This window comes from Kitasatospora sp. NPDC051702 (assembly GCF_040681575.1).
In the GTDB taxonomy this organism is placed as follows: Bacteria; Actinomycetota; Actinomycetes; order Streptomycetales; family Streptomycetaceae; genus Kitasatospora.
Map to the genome: position 1 here is coordinate 47,556 of NZ_JBFAZB010000012.1, position 20,282 is coordinate 67,837.

Below are 20,282 nucleotides of genomic sequence, written 5' to 3' on the forward strand. Positions count from 1 at the left end.
TTCACCGGTGTTCTTCGCCGTCGCACCACGGCCACCCGTTCCTCCCCCGGCCCAGGCCCGGGGGGATCCCGCGCCGCCGTGCGGCGGCTCCTGTCCCAGGGAGCCTGCCATGTCGATGATCAACAGCCTGCGCGCCGCCGTCCGCACCAACCGCCGTCGTTCCGCGGCCGGCGTGTACGACGCCGTCCCGGTGGGCGCCGGCTCGGCGGTCGTCGACTGCGCGGTCTACCAGCACGGCAAGCGCAACGGCGAGACCTGCAGCCCGCGCGAGGCCGCCCGCCGGGTCAAGGCGTCGCACCAACTCGCCGAGGGCAACGGGTCGTTCAGCTGGATCGGGCTGCACGAGCCGACCGAGGACGAGTTCGAGGGCATCGCCCAGCGCTTCGGCCTGCACCCGCTCGCGGTCGAGGACGCGGTGCACGCGCACCAGCGCCCCAAGGTCGAGCGCTACGACGACGTGCTGTTCGCCGTCTTCAAGACCATCCGCTACGTCGAGCACGACCAACTCACGCCCACCAGCGAGGTGGTGGAGACCGGCGAGCTGATGGTCTTCGCCGGGCGGGACTTCGTCATCACCGTCCGGCACGGCGGCCACGGTTCGCTGCAGGAGCTGCGGCACCGGCTGGAGGCCGACGCGGACGAGTCCGGACTGCTCGCCAAGGGCCCGTCCGCGGTGCTGCACGCGATCGCCGACCACGTCGTGGACAACTACCTGCTGGTCGCCGAGCGGCTGCAGAACGACGTCGACGAGATCGAGTACGGCGTCTTCTCGGCCAAGGGAGGGCGCAGCTCCGACGTCGGCCGCGTCTACCAACTCAAGCGCGAGGTACTGGAGTTCAAGCGCGCCGTGGTGCCGCTGCTGCGCCCCATGCAGCAGCTGTCGGAGCCCCTGCAGCGCCTCGTCGACCCGGAGATCCAGAAGTACTTCCGGGACGTCGCCGACCACCTGGCCCGGGTCACCGAGCAGGTGCACGGCTTCGACGAGCTGCTGAACTCCCTGCTGCAGGCCAATCTGGCCCAGGTCTCGGTGGCGCAGAACGAGGACATGCGCAAGATCACCGCCTGGGCGGCGATCTTCGCGGTGCCCACCATGATCACCGGCGTGTACGGCATGAACTTCGACTACATGCCCGAGCTGCACCACGAGTACGGCTACCCGATGGTGCTCGGCGCGATCGTCCTGATCTGCATCGGCATGTACCGGGGCTTCCGCCGCAACGGCTGGCTCTAGGACCTGTCTTCGAACCCGCGTCTGCGGGGCGACGCCGGGGGTTTGAAGACAGGCCGTAGGCCCTACCCCTCGGCCCGGCGCCGGCCGCCCCGGGCGACCAGCACCAGGCCGAGCAGGATCAGCACCACCGCCGGGTAGGCCGCCACCGGCGGCCACTGGCCGAGCCAGAGGGCGGCGATCAGGGCCGCGCCCGGGGTCTCCAGGAGGATCGCCGTGGACGTGATCGAGGGGCCGAGGGTGCGCACCACGCGGTTGCTCAGCGAGTGGCCCAGCAGCTGCGCGGCGACCATCAGCAGCACGATCTGCCACCACACCCCGGCCGGCCAGCCGGCCAGCGGGGTCCCGGCGACCAGGCAGATCACCAGCAGGCCCACCGCCGTGGTGGCGTAGCAGACCAGCGTGTACGCCGTGGTGCTGACGGTCCTGCGGACCTCGGCGCCCAGCAGCATGTACCCCGCCGCGGCCAGGCCCGCGCCGAGCGCGAGGGCGTCGCCGAGCAGGGCGCGCGAGGAGAGCGAGAGGTCGACGCCGGTCAGCACCAGCACACCGGCGAAGGCCACGCACATCCCGAGCCACACCAGCCGCGGCGCCCGGACGCCGAACAGCCGCATCAGCAGGATCGTCCACAGCGGGGTGGTGGTGACCAGCGCCGTCGCCGAGGCCACCGAGGTCATCCGCAGGCTGGGCATCCAGAGCGCGAAGTGCACGGCGAGCAGCGCGCCGGCGGCCGTCGCGAGCAGCAGCGCCCGGCGGCCGATCCCGCGCAGCTCGGCGCGGTGGCGCAGCAGCGCGTAGGGGCCGAGCACGCCGACCGACATGACGTTGCGCCAGAACGCGATGGCCAGCGCGGGCGCGGCGGTGGCGCTGATCAGCGGGCCGGACAGCGAGATGCCGGCGATCGAGACGGCGAGCAGCACCAGGTCGAGGGTGGGGAGGGGGTGGCCCGGCCGGACGGTGTCGGCGGCGGGTGCGGGGGCGGTCGCGGGCCGGGCGGCGGGCACGGCGCTCCTCTGCTGGGTGACGTGGACGAGGGGCTCCTACGGTAAGGCCCGTGAGCCGGGCACGGAGCTGTCGCCCGGGGGCTGAGACACTCCGTGGACGGCGGGCGAGCCCGAGGCCGTACGCTGTCCGCCATGGACCGTACGCCTGCCGCCGCGACCTCCGACGACTTCCTCGACCAGGCCCTGCTGGAGGAGGCCGCGAAGAAGTCCGGCCTCCTCTGGGTCCGCGCGGAGGGCCAGGAACAGGCCCGCCCGCTCTGGCACGCCTGGCACGACGGCGCGGTGGTGGTGGTCGGCGACGGCGGCGAGCAGCCGCTGCACGGCCTGGTGGCCGGCTCCGACGCGATGGTGACCGTCCGCAGCAAGGACAAGGGCGGCCGACTGACCGGCTGGAACGCCCGGGTGTCCGAGCTCGCCCCGAACGGCGAGGCCTGGCTGGGCGCCGTCGAGGAGCTCAAGGGCAAGCGGCTGAACGCGCCCGACACCGACACCATCGGCGACCGCTGGGCCCGCGAGTGCCGGGTGCTGCGGCTGGAGCCGGCCGGCGCCCTCACCGAACGCCCGGACGCCATGCCGGACGGCTCGCACGCCGCCCGGCCGATGGACACCCCGGCCACCACCCGCCGGCCGATCCCGGCCGGTCTGCCCAAACTGCTGTTCAAGCGCCGCTAAAGGTTCACGCCCGGGCCTCCGCGGCTGTGTACGGTGCCTCGTCGGGCCGGGGCACCGACGCGCGGGTAGCCTAGGCCCCGGGTGCGCCCCGGCGTGCCAGGCACCGGCGTCGAGCGAGTCGAGGGAGTTCATGGCAGGGCCAGGTACCCGGGTCTTCATCTCCCACCTCTCGGCGCTCGCCGTGTTCGACCCGAACGGCGACCAGGTGGGCCGGGTCCGGGACGTGGTCGTCTCGCTGCGGCTCGGCGGCCGCCCCCCGCGGGTCCTCGGCCTGGTGGTCGAGGTGGTCGGCCGGCGCCGGATCTTCCTGCCGATGACCAGGGTCACCAGCATGGAGTCCGGTCAGGTGCTCACCACCGGCGTGATCAACCTGCGGCGCTTCGAGCAGCGCCCGTCCGAGACGATGGTGCTCGCCGAGCTGCTGGACCGCACCGTCACCTGGTCCAAGACCGGCGAGGAGGTCACCGTCCTGGACGTCGGGATGGTGCAGACCCGGCTGCGCGAGTGGGAGATCAGCAAGGTCTTCGTCCAGATCGGCCGGGCCGGCCGGCTGCGCAAGGGCAAGGGCGAGCGGCTCACCCTGGACTGGCAGGACGTCACCGGCTTCGCGCTGCCCGAACAGGACCAGGGCGCCGCCAACCTGCTGGCCACCTTCGAGCAGCTGCGCGCCGCCGACCTCGCCAGCGTGATGCACCACCTGTCCGCCAAGCGCCGGGCCGAGGTGGCCGCCGCCCTCGACGACGAGCGGCTCGCCGACGTCCTGGAGGAGCTGCCCGAGGACGACCAGATCGAGATCATCGGCAAGCTCCAGGACGAACGCGCCGCCGACGTCCTCGAGGCGATGGACCCGGACGACGCCGCCGACCTGCTCTCCGAACTGCCCGGCGACGAGGCCGAGCGCCTGCTCCAGCTGATGGAGCCGGACGAGGCCGAGCCCGTCCGCCGCCTGCTGTCGTACGAGGAGAACACCGCCGGCGGTCTGATGACCACCGAACCGGTCGTCCTGGAGCCGGACGCCACGGTGGCCGAGGCCCTCGCCCGGATCCGGGTCCGCGACCACAAGCCCGCGCTGGCCGCGCAGGTGTACGTGTGCCGGCCGCCGAACGAGACCCCGACCGGCAAGTACCTGGGCACCGTGCACTTCCAGCGGCTGCTGCGCGAACCCCCGTACGTCCTGGTCGGCTCCCTCGTCGACGACGACCTGGACCCGCTGCCGCCGGACACCCCGCTGTCGCTGATCACCAGCTACCTGGCGACCTACAACCTGGTCTCGGCGCCGGTCGTCGACGAGGCGGACCACCTGCTCGGCGCGGTCACCGTCGACGACGTGCTCGACCACCTGCTGCCCGAGGACTGGCGCGAGGCCGCCCTGCACGGCCACGACGATGCACAGGACGACGACACGAGGGAAGAGGTGCGTGGTGGACGCTGACCGCAAGGGACGGCGGGAGGAGTCCCCCCGCCAGCGCCTCCAGAGCGAGCTGCGCCAGCTCCGGGAGCTGCGCAACCGCGAGGGCGGCCGGGAGCGGCGCACCGAGACCTCCTCCACCGGCCCGTCGCGCAGCCGGCTCGACCAGCCGCGCACCGCCCGGCCCGGCCTGATCAGCCTGCCCTCGTACGACCCGGAGGCGTTCGGCAAGCTCTCCGAGCGGATCGCGCGCTTCCTGGGCACCGGCCGGTTCATCGTCTGGATGACGGTGGTGATCATCATCTGGGTGGCCTGGAACACCCTGCTGCCCGAGGACGTGCGGTTCGACAGCTACCCGTTCATCTTCCTGACCCTGGTCCTGTCCCTCCAGGCCTCCTACGCGGCCCCGCTGATCCTGCTCGCGCAGAACCGCCAGGACAACCGGGACCGCGTCAACATGGAGCAGGACCGCGCCCGCAGCGACCGCAACATCGCCGACACCGAGTACCTGACCCGCGAGGTCGCGGCCCTGCGCCACGGGCTCGGGGAGGTCGCCACCCGCGCCTTCATCTCCTCCGAGCTGGGCAGCATCCGCACCGAACTCCAGTCGCTCCTCAAGGAGATCGACGAGCGCCGGGAGTCCGCCGAGGCGCTGTGACCGGCGGCACGCTACCGACTGGTTAAGGGGCACCCCCCGCGCCGTACCATCAAGGCATGGCCAACGAGACAGAGGTCGCGGCCGGCGTCACGGAGGATTCCGTACGCCAGGCGCTGGCGACCGTCAACGACCCGGAGATCAACCGCCCGATCACCGAGATCGGGATGGTGAAATCGGTCGCGATCGCCGAGGACGGCGCCGTGCACGTCGCGGTCTACCTGACCGTCTCCGGCTGCCCGATGCGCGACACCATCGTCACCCGGGTCCGCGAGGCGGTCGGCAAGGTCCCGGGCGTGACCGGTGTCGAGGTCGAGCTCGACGTGATGAGCGACGAGCAGCGCAAGGAGCTCTCCCAGCTGCTGCGCGGCGGCGCCCCCGAGCGGGAGATCCCGTTCGCCAAGCCGGGCACGCTGACCCGCGTCTACGCCGTCGCCTCCGGCAAGGGCGGCGTCGGCAAGTCCTCGGTGACCGTCAACCTGGCCGCCGCGATGGCCGCCGACGGGCTGAAGGTCGCCGTCGTGGACGCCGACATCTACGGCCACAGCGTGCCGCGCATGCTCGGCGTCGAGGGCCGGCCCACCCAGGTCCAGGACATGATCATGCCGCCGCAGGCGAACGGCGTGAAGGTCATCTCGATCGGCATGTTCACCCCGGGCAACGCCCCGGTCGTCTGGCGCGGCCCGATGCTGCACCGCGCGCTGCAGCAGTTCCTCGCCGACGTGTACTGGGGCGACCTGGACGTGCTGCTGCTGGACCTGCCGCCCGGCACCGGCGACATCGCGATCTCGGTGGCGCAGCTGGTCCCCAACGCGGAGATCCTGATCGTCACCACCCCGCAGATGGCCGCCGCCGAGGTGGCCGAGCGGGCCGGCACCATCGCGGTGCAGACCCACCAGAAGATCGTCGGCGTGATCGAGAACATGTCCGGCATGCCGTGCCCGCACTGCGACGAGATGATCGACGTCTTCGGCACCGGCGGCGGCCAGGTCGTCGCGGAGGCGCTCACCCGCACCGTCGGCGCGACCGTCCCGGTGCTCGGCTCGATCCCGATCGACGTCCGCCTGCGCGAGGGCGGCGACGACGGCCGCCCGGTCGTGCTCGCCGCGCCCGACTCCCCCGCCGGCGCCGCGCTGCGCGCCGTCGCCGGCAAGCTCGGCGGCCGCCAGCGCGGCCTGTCCGGCCTCTCCCTGGGCCTGACGCCCAAGAACAAGTTCTGACCCCGGGCCCACGGGGCGGAACTGACGGACCGACGGACCGGAGGCCGGGTGGTGCCCACCACCCGGCCTCCGGCGTCCGCGGCGGCGGGGCGGACCGGCGCGGGCCCCGGAACGGCCGGCAGGACCGGCCCGACGGGGCCTGCGGGGCCTACGGGCGGGTGTAGGCCGCCAGGTCCGGGACGGTGGCGAAGCCGGCGCCGTAGGCGCTCACGCCACGGCCGTACGCACCGAGCAGGACGCCGGGGGCCTCGCCCGCGAGCACCCAGCCGTACTCCGACTCGCGGTAGCGGAAGGGCTGCGGGAGGCCGTTGACCGGCAGGCTCAGGGTGGACCAGCCGGGGCCGGCCAGGTCGTCGGCGAGGTCCCAGGCGAGGCTGCTCTGCTGGTCCAGCCAGTCCTGGCGCAGCGCCCGGTCGAGCTGGCCGGGCCAGGTCGAGGCGAGCAGGCCGGAGCCGGCCAGCCAGGCCGCCGAGGAGGCGGAGGTCGCCTCCAGGGTGCCGGTGTTGTCGGCGCTGCGGCGGCTGTCCCGGCGGGCCACCGTGACCACGACGGCGAAGCGGCGCACGTCCCGCGGCTCGTACTGTCTGGCCGGCTCCTCGCCGTGGCCGAGGGTGCCGTAGTCGACGCCGCCGGCCGCCCCGGCGCGGGGGCCGCCCGCACCGGCCTGCATCAGGTAGCGGCGGCCGGTCCAGCCGTCGTCCAGGCCGTACCAGGGGAAGTCGGCGGACAGGTAGGGCACCAGGGGGTCCGCCGGACCGGCCTGCCCGCCGACCACCGGGCCGCCGGCCGTGGCCGTCGTCCCCACCGACTGACTCGTCGCGTCCATCCCCGGACCTCCTCAACCGCACGTTTGCCTGCCGTGGCGCGCTCCCATCGTGGCGTACCGCGGCGCTCCCGGGGGCCGTTCCTGGCCCGCGACCGGGCGGAATGTGACGGACGGCTCATCGGGAGCAATCAGCACAATAGCGGCGCACACGCCGGCGCCCCGCTCAGCCGGGCGGCCGGGCGGGGCGCGGTCGGTACGTGCTCAGGTGGCGTCGGGGTCGAACGGGGGCCGCTCGCCGGGCTGCAGCGGGGCGCCCGCGGCGGCCGCGGCCGGGGCCGCGGGCTTGTCGAAGCTGACGCTGCCGCTGCGGCCGTTCACCGGCGCCGCGGGCTTGTCGTCCAGGACGGAACGGATGTCGAGCGAGTCCTTCATGTCCTTGAGGCCCAGCGGGTCCTCGTTGCCGCCCAGCAGCTGCTTGCGCACGAAGGTCTTGGGGTGCAGGTCCTCGAAGTCGAAGTCCTTGAAGTCCGGGCCGAGCTCGCTGCGGATGTCCTCCTTCGCGTTGTCCGCGAAGGACCGGACCTTCCGGATGAAGCCCATGGTGTCCTGGATCAGCTTCGGGAGCTTGTCGGGGCCGAAGATGATGATCGCCATCACGATCAGGGTCAGGATCTCCAGCCCGCCTACATCGCTGAACACCTAAGCTCCCTAGCTCGTCGGACGACGGTTCCTACAGGGTAATGGCCACCGGCGGGTCCCTGGTCCACGCTGGGATGAAGCCGTGGTAAAGACCTGCCGGTGGCCGGGGCCGTCGCGCCGGAGTCCGGACGATGGGCGGGCTCTCGGGGTCCGGGCCTAGTAGCCCGTCTCCTGGTGCAGGGCGACGAGGCCGCCCGGGGGGCGTTCCGGGGCCGGGGGCGGGGTCGCGTTGCGGGTCGCCGCGACGGGGCGGCCGGGGAAGTCCACCGGGACCTGCCCGGTCATCGGGACCAGCCCGCCGCTGCGGCCGGTGCTCCCGTTGCTGCCCGCCGGGCTGACCGAGGTGCCGTGCTGGTCCTCGCCCTGGGTGCTGAGGCCGCCGACACCGCCGAGCGTGACCGCGGCGACCGAGAAGGCCCCCGCGGCGGCGAAGACGAAGCGGCGCCCGCGCGGGGCGGCGGCGCGCACCTGGGCGGCGGCCGCCCGTGCCGGGACGGGGCTCGCGGGGTGGCCGGCGGCGTCGGGGCGGGCCGAGCGCCGGCCCATCAGCGGACGCAGCACCGCGCCGCCGCGCCCGAACGCCCGCGGGTCGACCCCGGGCACCGGGGCTCCGGCGCCGAGCGCGCCCGCGCCGAAGGAGGCACCGGCGCCGCGGCCGAAGGTCCCGCCGTTGAGCCGGCTGCCGCCGAGCGTGCCGGGGGCCGTGGTACCGCCGCCGGGCAGGTCGTCGTCGTCCCCGCGGCCGGCCGGCCAGTCGGTGTCCGCCGGGTCGCCGTCCGGCAGGGCGCCGACGGCCATCAGCCGGGCCATCAGCCCGGTGGACGGCCCGGGCGTACCGGTGCGGGTCAGCAGGTGCTTGACGGCGCGGCCCTCGTCGGCCTCGGCGAGGCACTGGGGGCAGGTCGCCAGGTGGGCCTGGACGCGCTCGCGCGAGTCGTGGCCGAGCTCGCCGTCCAGGAACGAGGAGAGGCGCTCACCGAGGTGGTGTTCCTCGGCGGGGGGCTCGGTGGGGCGCACCGGCACGGCGCGCAGCGCCGTCTCGCCCGGCAGCGCGACCGCGGGGGGTACCGGCTCGGCGGGCTCGTCGTGGCCGCGACGGCCCGGCAGGGCCCAGCTCCGCCGGGTGGCGGACCGGCCGGACGCGTCCGACTGGCCCGGCCCGGACCGGCCGGTTCCGCTCACGATCGCCTCCGTCCGCGCGCACCGGGCGCGACCGCGCCCTCGACGGCGGCGGCGCCGACCGGCACCGGCTCCTCCGAGCCGCCGCGGCGCTCCCGCCCGGGGGCGGAGCCGGGGGCCCGGTGCTTGAGCGCGGCGCGCAGGTGGGAGCGGCCGCGGTGGATGCGGCTGCGGACGGTGCCGAGCTTGACGCCCAGCGTGGCGGCGATCTCCTCGTAGGAGAGGCCCTCGATGTCGCAGAGCACCACGGCGGCCCGGAACTCCGGGGCGAGGGTGTCCAGGGCCTGCTGCACGTCGGCGTCGAAGTGGGTGTCGCTGAAGTGCTGGGCCGGGCTGGGCTCGCGGGAGGCGAGCCGCTCGGCCGCGTCCTCGCCGAGCGCGTCGAAGCGGATGCGCTGGCGTCGGCGGACCATGTCCAGGAACAGGTTGGTGGTGATCCGGTGCAGCCAGCCCTCGAAGGTGCCGGGGGTGTAGGTCGACAGCGAGCGGAACACCCGGACGAAGACCTCCTGGGTGAGGTCCTCGGCGTCGTGCTGGTTGCCCGTCAGGCGGTAGGCCAGGCGGTAGACGCGGGCGCTGTGCGCCTCGACGATCTCCTCCCACGTGGGCGGAGTCCAGGTCTGCGCGTCGGGGCCCTCGGTGAAGGTCGCGAGGGCGGGGGCCTCGGTGGTCCCGGCGGCCGGCGTTTCGGCGGCCGGCTGGTCCAGGTCGGAGTGCGCAGGCTGGTTCATCACGGGCTTCGGCGTACGGGCCGACGCGGTGCCGCGGGAGTGCCGCCGCACGGGGACGTCGCCCTCGGCCACACCTCCTCGGTCGGCTCTTCTGCCCAGCAGGGCCACCACCATATCCACCTCACCCGTCAAGCCCGGATAAAAGTGCCCGGGAGGTCTCCCGTACCCGGTCCTCCCTGACAACGGCCCGCCGCCGTACGCGGTTCCCGGTCGGCCAGTAATCTGTGGCAGGAAATATCGACTTCCCCCGGCGCCGGGCCGTCACCCGGGGCTCCGAAAGAGGCAGCCATCAGCGACTTCGGGCCCGCGCGCGTGGCCCTCGCCGACACCTACGTCGGCGAGGACGCGGTGCTGACCTACGCCCGGGCGCAGTCCGCGCGCACCGGGATACGGTCGATCGGCCCCAGCGGCGGGGCCTGCCTGCGGCTGCTGGCGGCCGCGCTGGACGCCAAGGCGGTGGCCGAGATCGGCACCGGGACGGGCGTCTCCGGCGTCTACCTGCTGCGCGGGATGCGGCCGGACGGCGTGCTCACCACGGTGGACTCGGAGCCGGTCCACCAGCAGCTGGCCCGCGAGGCCTACCAGGCGGCCGGGTTCGCCGCCAACCGCTCGCGGTTCATACCGGGGCGGGCGCTGGACGTCCTGCCGAGGCTCGCCGACGGCCAGTACGACCTGGTGTTCTGCGACGGCGACCCGGCCGAGTCCCGGGAGTACCTGGCGGAGGCGCTGCGGCTGCTGCGGCCGGGCGGGATGGTCTGCTTCGAGGGGGTCTTCCAGGAGGGCCGGCTGGCCGAGCCGGAGCTGCAGGACCCGCAGACGCACGCGGTGCGCGAACTGGTCCGGGACGTCCGGGAGAGCGACGCGCTGCTGCCGGCGCTGCTACCGGTCTCGGACGGGCTGCTCTGCGCCGTCAAACGCTAGGGCCGTCGAAGGCGCCGGGGCCGTCGAACGCCAGGGCCGTCGAACGCGCCGACCCCGTCGGACGCCGGGGACCGGACCGCGCCCCGCCGCCGGTCGCGGCGGGGAAACGCGCGGGCCCGGGCGACATGACGTCGTACCCGGGCCCGGCGGCACATCTCCAGGAGATGGCGAGCACCTGCTGCGGTCAGCCGCAGGCCTTCTTCAGGGCCTCGCCGAGGGCGTCGGCCTCGTCAGGCGTGAGCTCCACCACCAGGCGTCCGCCGCCTTCGAGCGGAACGCGCATGATGATGCCCCGTCCCTCTTTGGTGACTTCGAGCGGGCCGTCACCCGTCCGCGGCTTCATGGCCGCCATGCTCGTTCCCCTTCCTGCAACCGCTCAGCTACGCACCGGCAGTCCGTCCACCGCCGGTATCGAACGCATTGATCGGAAGCCATTATCCCGCATGCCACGGCCTGATGACCAACATCACTCTCGGTGCAACCTCGGCCGGACCGCCCCCAAGCACCGCAATTGCCGTCATAAGCCCCGGCGTGGCGGCCGTGCGCACGCCACCGGAAGGTGCGATACCTCACACTCCCCAGCCGGACGGGTGCTCCGGCATCCTGGCACACGACCGACACCGAGACGATCACAAGGGAGCCCCTCGCCCATGTCCGATTCCGTGCTGTACGAGCTCGAGGGCGGCCTGGCCGTCATCACCATCAACCGCCCGGAGGCCATGAACGCCCTGGACGTCGCGACCAAGGTCGCGCTGCGGGACACCGTGACCGCCGCGGCCGCCGACCCGGCGGTGCGGGCGGTGCTGCTGACCGGCGCCGGCGAGCGCGCGTTCTGCGTCGGGCAGGACCTGAACGAGCACCTGACGATGCTGAAGCGCGCCGACGAGACCGGCGAGGGCGCGCTGCGCACCGTCGCCGAGCACTACAACCCGCTGGTGCGGGCGCTGGCCGGGATGCGCAAGCCGACCGTCGCCGCGGTGGGCGGGGTGGCGGCGGGCGCGGGCGCCTCGCTGGCCTTCGCCTGCGACTTCCGGATCCTGTCCGACCGGGCCGGCTTCAACACCGCCTTCACCGGGATCGGCCTGACCGCCGACTCGGGCGCCTCCTGGACGCTGCCCCGGCTGGTCGGGCACGCCAAGGCCACCGAGCTGCTGATGCTGCCGCGGACGGTCAAGGCCACCGAGGCGATGGAGCTGGGCCTGGCCACCAAGGTCGTCCCCGCCGAGGAACTCGCCGCCACCGCCCGGGTGTTCGCCCGGGAGCTGGCCGAGGGCCCGACGGTGGCCTACGGCGCCGTCAAGGAGTCGCTGGCGTACGGCGCCGCGCACTCGCTGGACGAGCTGCTGGACAAGGAGGACGAGCTGCAGACCCTGGCGGGCGAGAGCGAGGACCACCGGATCGCGGTCCGCGCCTTCATCGCCAAGGAGAAGCCGACCTACCTGGGCCGCTAGGGGGTGTCTTGTGGATCTTGTCGGTTAGGTTGCGGCGTCAGGGTGCGTGCATCGCAAGGCGGAGGATGGGGGCACCTCCCGGCCGAAGGCTGGGGGAGAGTCCATGCGGTGGGGGCACCTCCCGGCCGCCAGGCTGGGGGCCATCGGCGACCGACGACAACGCGGCGTGGGGGTACCCCCGGCCGAAGGCTGGGGGAGTGCGTGCCCTGGCGTCGCGACCCCGGCAGTGATCCACAAGACACCCCCTAGGACCCGCCGGGTCCCGCCGCCGCTCCGGCGGCGGCCCCGGTGCGGACGTGGCAGTCCGCCAGGTGGTCGTCGACCAGGCCGCAGGCCTGCATCAGGGCGTAGGCGGTGGTCGGGCCGACGAAGCGGAAGCCCGTCCGCTTCAGCTCCTTCGCGAGCGCCGTCGACTCGGGCGTGACGGCCGGCACCTCCCCCAGGGTGCGGGGGGCCGGCCGGTCCGGGGCGGCGGCGAACCGCCAGATCAGCGCGTCCAGGCCGCCGTCCAGGTCGCGGGCGACCCGGGCGTTGGCGATGGCCGCCTCGATCTTGGCGCGGTTGCGGATGATGCCGGCGTCGGCGAGCAGCCGCTCCACGTCGGCCTCCCCGAACCCGGCGACCTCGGCGATGGAGAAGCCCGCGAACGCCGCGCGGAAGCCCTCCCGGCGGCGCAGGATGGTCAGCCAGGAGAGCCCGGACTGGAAGGCCTCCAGGCAGACGCGTTCGAACAGGGCGTCGTCCCCGTGCACCGAGCGGCCCCACTCGGTGTCGTGGTAGACCCGGTAGTCGTCGGTGGAGTCGCCCCAGCCGCAGCGGAGCAGGCCGTCCGCACCGAGCACCGCCCCCTGCGCGGGGGTGGTCACTGGTCCTTCACCGGCTTCGCGTCCTCGGGCTCGTCCTTGGTGAGCACGACGACCGGTTCGACGACCTTCGCGAACTCCTCCAGGCCGGGCAGCGGCTCGGCGCCGGCGTCCGGGCCGTTGGTCGCCTCGACCGCGCCGCGCAGGTGGGCGGCGGCCTCCAGTTCGGCGATCCGCGAGTCGCGGTAGGCGAGTTCGGCGCCGAGGCGGTCCAGGACGTCGTCCACCTCGTCCATCCGGTAGCCGCGGACGGCCATCGGCAGCCGCAGGTCGTCGACGTCCGCCTTGCTCAGCGGACGGTCCTGCGGCAGGCGGGCCGCGAGGCGGTCGGGCACCGCCTCCGGCATCGAGCCGCCCCCGCCGAGCGCCACCAGCGCGGCGCCACCCACCACCACGGCCATGGCGACCACGATCACCCAGAACACGAGCTGTCCTCCCGAACTTCCGGCCGCTCCTCGTCAGGGTGCCGATTACCAAACTGATCATGACAGCATGGTCCCTAGTGAGGCCGGGGGCCATCATCGCACCCGCAGGAGCTGTGGAGGAGACATCGGTGGCACTGCGCCTGGGACCGCGGGAATTCGGCGACGACGAGCTGGTGATCATGGCGATCGTCAACCGGACGCCGGACTCGTTCTTCGACAAGGGCGCCACCTTCGCGGACGAGGCCGCGTTCGCCGCCGCCGACCGTGCGATGGCCGAGGGCGCGGCGATCCTGGACATCGGCGGGGTGAAGGCCGGGCCCGGTGACGAGGTCACGGTGGAGGAGGAGCTGCGGCGCACCGTCCCGTTCGTGGCCGAGCTGCGCAAGCGCCACCCCGGGGCCGTGATCAGCGTGGACACCTGGCGGCACGAGGTCGGCGACGCGGTCTGCGAGGTCGGCGCCGACCTGCTGAACGACGCCTGGGGCGGGGTCGACCCGAAGCTCGCCGAGGTGGCCGCGCGCCACGACGTCGGGCTGGTCTGCACCCACGCGGGCGGCGCGGAGCCGCGCACCCGCCCGCACCGGGTCGGGTACGAGGACGTGATGGCGGACATCCTGCGGGTGACGGTCGGGCTGGCCGAGCGCGCGGTGGAGCTGGGCGTGCGGCGGGACGCCGTGGTCATCGACCCCGGGCACGACTTCGGCAAGAACACCCGGCACTCGCTGGAGGCGACCCGGCGGCTGCCGGAGATGACCGCCACCGGCTTCCCGGTGCTGGTCTCGCTGTCCAACAAGGACTTCGTGGGCGAGACGCTGGACCGGCCGGTGAACGAGCGGCTGCTCGGCACCCTGGCGACCACGGCGGTCTCGGCCTGGCTGGGCGCCCGGATCTACCGGGTGCACCAGGTCGCCGAGACCCGCCAGGTGCTGGACATGGTCGCCTCGATCCGGGGCACCCGCCCCCCGGCGGTCGCCCGCCGGGGCCTGGCGTGAGCCCTCGCCCCGGGGGGCGCGGCCCGCGCGGGCGGGGTGCCGCCCGGGGCCCGACGGGCACCGCCCGCCGGGCGGGGGCTGGATGTGCAGCTGCTAGATCTCGTTCACCGGCCGGCGGGCGTCGGCGAGGATCTTCATGACCTCGTCGATCTCGTCGGTGATGTGGAAGAGCTCCAGGTCGTGCGGGGCCGCCTTGCCCTGGGCGACCAGGGTGTTCTTCAGCCACTCGTAGAGGCCGCCCCAGTACGCGCTGCCGAAGAGGATCACCGGGAAGCGGGTGACCTTCTTGGTCTGCACCAGGGTGAGCGCCTCGAACAGCTCGTCCAGCGTGCCGAGCCCGCCGGGCAGCACCACGAAGCCCTGGGCGTACTTCACGAACATCGTCTTGCGGACGAAGAAGTAACGGAAGTTCAGCCCGAGGTCGACGAACTCGTTGAGGCCCTGCTCGAAGGGCAGCTCGATGCCGAGGCCGACGCTCAGCCCGCCGGCCTCGGAGGCACCGCGGTTGGCGGCCTCCATGGCGCCCGGGCCGCCGCCGGTGATCACCGCGTAGCCGGCCTCGGCGAGGGCCCGGCCGATGGCCACGCCGGCCTCGTACTCGGGCGAGTCGGCCGGGGTCCGGGCCGAGCCGAAGACGCTGATCGCGGGCGGGAGTTCGGCGAGGGCGCCGAAGCCCTCGACGAACTCGGAGGTGATCCGCAGCACCCGCCACGGATCGGTGTGCAGCCAGTCGGTCGGACCGGTGGTGTCCAGCAGGCGCTGGTCCGTGGTGCTCGTGCCGACCTGGTCCCGGCGCACCAGCACCGGACCCTTCTGCTTCTCGGGCCAGGCCTTCTTCTTCCGCGGCGCGCCGACCTGCTCGGGGCCGTGTCCGTAGCTCTTCTCGTCTCCTGTGCCTGTCATGACGAAACCCTACGCCCGGAGATCCCCGTTTTCAGGCAACGGGGGAAGGTCGGTTGGACGACCGGAAGATGGCGTCCGACCGATGAGCGGCCGGTCCGACCAGCCGCTCGTCGGTCCGTCCGTTCAGCTGGTCAGCCAGGCCCGCAGCCGGTCCTCGACCTCGGCGATGGCGCTCAGCGAGCAGTGCTCCTCCCGCTTGTGCGCGAGGTTCGGGTCGCCGGGGCCGTAGTTCACCGCCGGGACGCCGAGCGCACTGAACCGGGCGACGTCCGTCCAGCCGAACTTGGCCCGGGCCTGGCCGCCGGTGGCCGCCAGGAAGGCCCGCGCGGCGGGCTGGGACAGCCCGGGCAGGGCGCCCGGGGCGAAGTCGGTCACGGTCAGCTCGAAGCCGTCGAAGACCTCGCGCACGTGCTTCTCCGCGTCCGCCTCGCTGCGGTCCGGCGCGTAGCGGAAGTTGACCGTCACCACGCACTCGTCCGGGATGACGTTGCCGGCCACGCCGCCGTCGATCCGCACCGCGTTCAGGCCCTCGCGGTACTCCAGGCCGTCGATCTCCACCCGGCGGGGCCGGTACTGCGCGAGCCGGGTGAGCACCTCGGCGGCGTGGTGGATGGCGTTGTCGCCGAGCCAGCTGCGGGCCGCGTGGGCGCGCACCCCGGTGAGCCGGACCTGCGCCCGCAGCGTGCCCTGGCAGCCGCCCTCGACGACCGCGCCGCTGGGCTCCATCAGCACCGCGAAGTCGGCCGCCAGCCAGTCCGGGTGCTCCTTGGCGAGGTGGCCCAGGCCGTTGCGGTGGGCCTCCACCTCCTCGCAGTCGTAGAACACGTAGGTCAGGTCGCGGTTGGGGTCGGTCAGGGTCGCGGCGAGGCGCAGCTGGACGGCCACGCCGGACTTCATGTCCGAGGTGCCGCAGCCGTAGAGCAGGTCGCCCTCGACGTACGAGGGCACGTTGTCGGCGATCGGCACGGTGTCCAGGTGGCCGGCGAGCAGGACGCGCTCCGACCGGCCGAGGGTGGTGCGGGCCACCACGTTGTTGCCGTACCGGTCCACGGTGAGGTGCGGGTGGCCGCGCAGGGCGGCCTCCACGGCGTCGGCGAGCGCCTGCTCGTCGCCGCTCACCGACGGGAAGTCGACGAGCCGGGCGGTCAGCGCACCGCCGTCGAGGGTGAGGTCCAGGGGGATCGGGTTCGAGCTGCTCATGCCGCCAGCCTAGGCCGTACCGCGCGGCGGCCCCGTGCCCGTCCGTGGCCGTCCGTGGTCGTTCCGTGGTGGTTCCGTGACGCGCAACCGGGGCGGAACGGCAACCGGGGGCGCCGCACACCCGTCCGAGTGGGTACGGTGTCGGATCAAGGTGCAGGCGCGAGAGGGGCGACGGTGGCCAGGAAGAGGAGCAGCGAGGAGCCGGGCGACGAGGCGGCGCCCGCCCGCCGCGGGCCGCTGCGCGCGCTGCTGTTGGTGATCGTCGGACTGCTCGGCCTGGCGCTGGTCGCGGGCCTGGCCGTGGTCGGCATCTGGTGGTTCGGCTTCAAGCCGGGCGAGTCCGAGGGCTGCACGGTGAAGACCGCGGCCGGCAGCGGCACCCTGGAGCTGCCGCAGGCCGCCAACGCCGCGACGATCGCCGCGGTGTCGCGCTCGCGCGGGCTGCCGGACCGGGCCACCGCGATCTCGCTGGCGACCGCCATGCAGGAGTCCAAGCTGCGCAACCTCGCGGGCGGCGACCGGGACTCGATCGGCCTGTTCCAGCAGCGGCCGTCGATGGGCTGGGGCACCCCGGCGCAGATCGCAGACCCGGTGTACGCGACCAACAAGTTCCTGGACGGCCTGGTGAAGGTCCCCGGCTACACCCGGCTGCCGCTGACCGACGCCGCGCAGGCGGTGCAGAAGAGCGGCTACCCGCAGGCGTACGCCAAGCACGAGACCAAGGCGACCCTGCTCACCTCGGCGCTGGCCGGCCGGGAGCCCGCGTCGTTCTCCTGCATCGTGCACGACTACACCAAGCCCGACCCGGAGGACTCCGCCTCCCCCACGGCGGGCGCCTCCGCCACCCCGGCCGCGGCGCCGGACCGGGCCCAGGTGCTGTCCGACCGGGTGCGCCGGGAGTTCGGCCGCACCGTCACCCCGGCCACCGGCTACACCTCGACCATCAAGGGCGCCGAGAACGCCGTCTCGCTGACGCCGGACCCGGCCACCGCCGCGCTGACCTCCTCGGCGGACGCCGTGACGGACGGCGGGGTGAGCGCCGAGCGGGCGAGCGGCTGGGAGGTCGCCCACTGGGCGGTGGCCCAGGCCCAGCAGCTGGGCGTGGCGACGGTCGCCTACGACGGGAAGATCTGGCGCAAGAGCAAGTCGGCGGACGGCTGGCAGCCGCAGACCTCCGGGACGTCGACCAAGCTCGTTCAGGTCACCCTCGCCGCGCCGGACAAGGGTTGACGCACTGACGTACGGGTTGCCGCCGGACGGGTGAAGTTGGTCAACCCCGGTGGACCGGCTCCGCCCCCGGCGGGCCCCGGTGGAGAACCGTCACTCCCCTTGCCCCGCGCCGGGTCCACGGCCCCGCGGGGGCTCCGCCAGGCCCGACCCGCGCAGTCCTACGATCCGATGGTCAGCCAGAAACTTTCCTCACCCGGGCCGAAACCTTCCGGCTCCTCGAGCGGTAACACCGTCGTCCGCCCGGCGGACGGGACGGACCCAGACCCTTCGAGGAGCCCCATGTCTCACCCCCTCACGCGCCGGATCGCCCAGGCCGCGCTGCTCGTGGCGGCCGGCGCGACCCCGCTGGTCGCGGCCGGCTCCGCGTCCGCCCTGGGCGGCGACGCCCTGCTGCCCAAGAGCGACCTCGCCGCCCCGCTGGGCCAGCTGACCAACACCGACACCGGTTCCACGCTCCAGCACACCACCCACCAGCTGGGCCAGGCCGCGGGCACCACCGGCGCCGCCACCGTCGCCGCGGGCGTACCGGCCTCCGCCGACGCGGCCGGCAACATCGTCGCCCACCAGCTCCCCGAGGCGAACGAGAAGGCCAGCTCGCTGACCGCCCCGGTCGACCAGACCGCGGCCACCACCGGCCAGCTGTCCGCCGTCACCCCGAAGGTCGCCTCCGCACTGGCCGGCAAGCTCGGCGAGGCCGTCACCGGCAAGGGTGCGGGCACCCGCAGCGCCGCCGCCAGCCCGGTCGGCGGGCTCGCCCAGTCCGGCTCCGTCGCCCAGGGCCTGCCCGGCGCCGGCCAGCTCACCCAGGCCGTCCCGAGCACCAACGCCGTCACCGACGCGCTGCCGCTCGGCTCCGTCGAGCGCGCGCTGCCCGCCCTGCCCGCCACGGACGTCCTGGGGCTGGCCGAGCACGGCTCGGCGAACCGCCTGGGCGGCGCCGACCTCGGCCCGAACAACCCGCTCTCCGGCCTCACCAACGCCCTCGGCCCGGTCGGCGGCCTGCTCGGCGGCGTCAACGGCGGCAGCATCAGCGGCCTGCCGCTGTAGTCCGTCCCTCCGCACCGCGGGGGAAGCGCAGAGGGGGCCGGTGTCGGATCGACACCGGCCCCCTCCCGCGTGGGATCAGCGCGCCGCGTCCAGGCGCGCCACCGCGGCGGCGACCCGCTCGTCGGTCGCGGTGAACGCGACCCGGACGAAGCGCTCACCGGCCGGCCCGTAGAAGTCACCGGGCGCCACCAGGATGCCCAGCGCGGCCAGTTCGGCCACCGTCTCCCAGCACGGGCGGTCCTGCGTCGCCCACAGGTAGAGGCTCGCCTCCGAGTGCTCGATCCGGAAGCCGTAGGCCTCCAGTGCCGTCCGCAGCGCCGAGCGCCGGGCCGCGTACCGCTCGCGCTGATCGGCCACGTGCGCGTCGTCCGCCAGCGCCGCGACGGTCGCCGCCTGGACGGGGGCGGGCACGATCATGCCGCCGTGCTTGCGCACCTCCAGCAGCTCCCTGACCACCACCGGGTCGCCCGCCACGAAGGAGGCGCGGTAGCCGGCCAGGTTGGAGCGCTTGGAGAGCGAGTGGACGGCCAGCAGGCCCTCGTGGTCCGCGCCGCAGACGTCCGGGCGCAGCACCGAGACCGGGTCGGCGGACCAGCCCAGCTCCAGGTAGCACTCGTCGCTGACCAGCAGCGCCCGGTGCTCCCGGGCCCACTCCACCGTGCGGCGCAGCTCGTCCGCGGACAGCACCCGGCCGGTCGGGTTGGACGGCGAGTTCACCCAGATCAGGCGTACCCGGGAGCCGTCCAGCTCGTCCACCGAGTCGTACTCGACGGGCTCCGCGCCGCACAGCCGCGCGCCGACCTCGTAGGTCGGGTAGGCCAGCCGCGGGTAGGCGACCTGGTCGCCGGGGCCGAGGCCGAGCTGGGTCGGCAGCCAGGCCACCAGCTCCTTGGAGCCGACGGTCGGCAGGACGGCCTGCGGGCCGATCTCGGCGCCGCAGCGGCGGTGCAGCCAGCCGGCGATCGCCTCGCGCAGCTCCACCGGGCCCCAGACCGTCGGGTAGCCGGGCGTGTCCGTGGCGGCGGCCAGTGCCTTCTGGACCACCTCGGGGACCGGGTCCACCGGGGTGCCCACGGAGAAGTCGCAGAGGCCGTCCGGGTGGGCCAGGGCGGTCGCCTTGTACGGCTCCAGCTTGTCCCAGGGGAAGACCGGGAGGAGGTCTGAAACGCGGCGCGCCGCCCCCGGGTGGCCCGGGAACGGCGCGCGCGTGCTGTTGGTGCTCACAGCTCAGTTGCCACCGATCGTCAGTGGTCGGCGTTCTGCGGCGGCAGAGCGGCGATGAACGGGTGGTCTCGCTCGATCAGGCCCAGCTTCGAGGCGCCACCGGGCGAACCCAGGTCGTCGAAGAACTCGACGTTCGCCTTGTAGTAGTCCTTCCACTCCTCGGGAGTGTCGTCCTCGTAGAAGATCGCCTCGACCGGGCAGACCGGCTCGCAAGCGCCACAGTCGACACACTCATCCGGGTGGATGTAGAGCGATCGCTCGCCCTCGTAGATGCAGTCAACCGGGCACTCTTCGATGCACGCCTTGTCCTTCACGTCGACACAAGGCTGCGCGATGACGTAGGTCACGCTGTCGTTCCTCCTCGGAAGAGCCGCCGTGGCGGCCCGTTCTGTTCTGCTCGCGTGCGCGGTGAGCGCGGCGTCGTCGATGCCCGCCCCTAGTATCGCGGGTCGGAGACGGCAAAT

General features: G+C 73.8%; 22 protein-coding genes. 10 read left to right on the forward strand and 12 right to left on the reverse strand.

Annotated elements, in window-relative coordinates; genetic code table 11:
- Window positions 1-109: 109 nt before the first annotated feature.
- The gene (gene corA, locus AB0N04_RS13190; RefSeq protein WP_360213827.1) at window positions 110-1,231 is read left to right on the forward strand and encodes a magnesium/cobalt transporter CorA; all 1,122 of its coding nucleotides are present in this window, start codon (window positions 110-112) and stop codon (window positions 1,229-1,231) included.
- A gap of 62 nt (window positions 1,232-1,293) precedes the next feature.
- Here corA and AB0N04_RS13195 read toward each other — a convergent pair whose 3' ends face one another.
- Window positions 1,294-2,151 (reverse strand): DMT family transporter, encoded by an 858-nt coding sequence (locus AB0N04_RS13195; RefSeq protein ID WP_360213903.1) that lies wholly within the window; start codon window positions 2,149-2,151, stop codon window positions 1,294-1,296.
- Window positions 2,152-2,364: 213 nt separating this feature from the next.
- Between AB0N04_RS13195 and AB0N04_RS13200 the strand changes: the two genes are divergently transcribed.
- The 4 genes from AB0N04_RS13200 (at window position 2,365) to AB0N04_RS13215 (ending at window position 6,187) form a co-directional block, all read left to right on the forward strand.
- Window positions 2,365-2,904 carry a hypothetical protein gene (locus AB0N04_RS13200; protein WP_360213825.1) on the forward strand — a complete coding sequence of 180 codons (540 nt, stop codon included), beginning with the start codon at window positions 2,365-2,367 and terminating at the stop codon, window positions 2,902-2,904.
- A gap of 130 nt (window positions 2,905-3,034) precedes the next feature.
- On the forward strand, window positions 3,035-4,336 hold the full coding sequence (locus AB0N04_RS13205) for a CBS domain-containing protein (protein ID WP_360213823.1): 1,302 nt from the start codon (window positions 3,035-3,037) through the stop codon (window positions 4,334-4,336).
- Complete coding sequence (locus AB0N04_RS13210; RefSeq protein WP_363364279.1) at window positions 4,326-4,970, forward strand: DUF1003 domain-containing protein; 645 nt, start codon at window positions 4,326-4,328, stop codon at window positions 4,968-4,970. The genes AB0N04_RS13205 and AB0N04_RS13210 overlap by 11 nt, the downstream gene beginning before the upstream one ends.
- A 56-nt stretch (window positions 4,971-5,026) precedes the next feature.
- Entirely contained in the window at window positions 5,027-6,187 is a 1,161-nt protein-coding gene (locus tag AB0N04_RS13215; protein WP_360213821.1) for an Mrp/NBP35 family ATP-binding protein, read from the forward strand.
- A 148-nt stretch (window positions 6,188-6,335) separates the two neighbouring features.
- Here the strand turns inward: AB0N04_RS13215 and AB0N04_RS13220 are convergent, their stop codons facing one another.
- The 4 genes from AB0N04_RS13220 to sigE form a co-directional block, all read right to left on the reverse strand.
- Entirely contained in the window at window positions 6,336-7,013 is a 678-nt protein-coding gene (locus AB0N04_RS13220; protein WP_360213819.1) for a hypothetical protein, read from the reverse strand.
- Between the two features lie 201 nt (window positions 7,014-7,214).
- Window positions 7,215-7,652 (reverse strand): sec-independent translocase, encoded by a 438-nt coding sequence (locus AB0N04_RS13225; protein WP_360213817.1) that lies wholly within the window; start codon window positions 7,650-7,652, stop codon window positions 7,215-7,217.
- Window positions 7,653-7,808: 156 nt separating this feature from the next.
- Window positions 7,809-8,834 (reverse strand): zf-HC2 domain-containing protein, encoded by a 1,026-nt coding sequence (locus AB0N04_RS13230; RefSeq protein ID WP_360213815.1) that lies wholly within the window; start codon window positions 8,832-8,834, stop codon window positions 7,809-7,811.
- The gene (sigE, locus tag AB0N04_RS13235) at window positions 8,831-9,676 is read right to left on the reverse strand and encodes an RNA polymerase sigma factor SigE (protein ID WP_360213899.1); all 846 of its coding nucleotides are present in this window, start codon (window positions 9,674-9,676) and stop codon (window positions 8,831-8,833) included. The genes AB0N04_RS13230 and sigE overlap by 4 nt, the downstream gene beginning before the upstream one ends.
- Window positions 9,677-9,874: 198 nt before the next feature.
- On the opposite strand from sigE, the gene AB0N04_RS13240 reads away from it, so the two are divergent.
- Window positions 9,875-10,483, forward strand: a complete 609-nt coding sequence (locus AB0N04_RS13240; RefSeq protein ID WP_360213813.1) for an O-methyltransferase — start codon at window positions 9,875-9,877, stop codon at window positions 10,481-10,483.
- Window positions 10,484-10,667: 184 nt separating this feature from the next.
- On the opposite strand, the gene AB0N04_RS13245 is transcribed toward AB0N04_RS13240, so the two are convergent.
- On the reverse strand, window positions 10,668-10,835 hold the full coding sequence (locus AB0N04_RS13245; RefSeq protein WP_014137929.1) for a DUF3117 domain-containing protein: 168 nt from the start codon (window positions 10,833-10,835) through the stop codon (window positions 10,668-10,670).
- 298 nt (window positions 10,836-11,133) lie between these two features.
- On the opposite strand from AB0N04_RS13245, the gene AB0N04_RS13250 reads away from it, so the two are divergent.
- Window positions 11,134-11,934, forward strand: coding sequence for an enoyl-CoA hydratase-related protein (locus AB0N04_RS13250; RefSeq protein WP_360213811.1), 801 nt, complete (start codon window positions 11,134-11,136; stop codon window positions 11,932-11,934).
- A 245-nt stretch (window positions 11,935-12,179) separates the two neighbouring features.
- Here AB0N04_RS13250 and AB0N04_RS13255 read toward each other — a convergent pair whose 3' ends face one another.
- Window positions 12,180-12,800 carry a DNA-3-methyladenine glycosylase I gene (locus tag AB0N04_RS13255; RefSeq protein ID WP_360213809.1) on the reverse strand — a complete coding sequence of 207 codons (621 nt, stop codon included), beginning with the start codon at window positions 12,798-12,800 and terminating at the stop codon, window positions 12,180-12,182.
- A complete protein-coding gene (locus AB0N04_RS13260; protein ID WP_360213807.1) occupies window positions 12,797-13,222 on the reverse strand; it encodes a DivIVA domain-containing protein in 426 nt (141 codons plus the stop codon). Before AB0N04_RS13260 ends, AB0N04_RS13255 begins: the two co-directional genes overlap by 4 nt.
- A gap of 179 nt (window positions 13,223-13,401) precedes the next feature.
- On the opposite strand from AB0N04_RS13260, the gene folP reads away from it, so the two are divergent.
- Window positions 13,402-14,214: a dihydropteroate synthase gene (gene folP / locus AB0N04_RS13265; protein ID WP_360213897.1), complete on the forward strand. Its 813-nt coding sequence runs from the start codon at window positions 13,402-13,404 to the stop codon at window positions 14,212-14,214.
- A 93-nt stretch (window positions 14,215-14,307) separates the two neighbouring features.
- On the opposite strand, the gene AB0N04_RS13270 is transcribed toward folP, so the two are convergent.
- A complete protein-coding gene (locus tag AB0N04_RS13270; protein ID WP_360213805.1) occupies window positions 14,308-15,117 on the reverse strand; it encodes a TIGR00730 family Rossman fold protein in 810 nt (269 codons plus the stop codon).
- 123 nt (window positions 15,118-15,240) lie between these two features.
- Complete coding sequence (gene dapE / locus AB0N04_RS13275; protein WP_360213803.1) at window positions 15,241-16,317, reverse strand: succinyl-diaminopimelate desuccinylase; 1,077 nt, start codon at window positions 16,315-16,317, stop codon at window positions 15,241-15,243.
- A gap of 174 nt (window positions 16,318-16,491) precedes the next feature.
- Between dapE and AB0N04_RS13280 the strand changes: the two genes are divergently transcribed.
- Window positions 16,492-17,547, forward strand: a complete 1,056-nt coding sequence (locus tag AB0N04_RS13280) for a hypothetical protein (RefSeq protein WP_360213801.1) — start codon at window positions 16,492-16,494, stop codon at window positions 17,545-17,547.
- Window positions 17,548-17,826: 279 nt separating this feature from the next.
- On the forward strand, window positions 17,827-18,594 hold the full coding sequence (locus AB0N04_RS13285) for a hypothetical protein (protein WP_360213909.1): 768 nt from the start codon (window positions 17,827-17,829) through the stop codon (window positions 18,592-18,594).
- A gap of 75 nt (window positions 18,595-18,669) precedes the next feature.
- Here AB0N04_RS13285 and dapC read toward each other — a convergent pair whose 3' ends face one another.
- Both dapC and fdxA read right to left on the reverse strand, forming a co-directional pair.
- Complete coding sequence (gene dapC / locus AB0N04_RS13290) at window positions 18,670-19,818, reverse strand: succinyldiaminopimelate transaminase (protein WP_360213799.1); 1,149 nt, start codon at window positions 19,816-19,818, stop codon at window positions 18,670-18,672.
- Between the two features lie 20 nt (window positions 19,819-19,838).
- Window positions 19,839-20,165 carry a ferredoxin gene (gene fdxA, locus AB0N04_RS13295; protein WP_030061559.1) on the reverse strand — a complete coding sequence of 109 codons (327 nt, stop codon included), beginning with the start codon at window positions 20,163-20,165 and terminating at the stop codon, window positions 19,839-19,841.
- Window positions 20,166-20,282 lie beyond the last annotated feature (117 nt).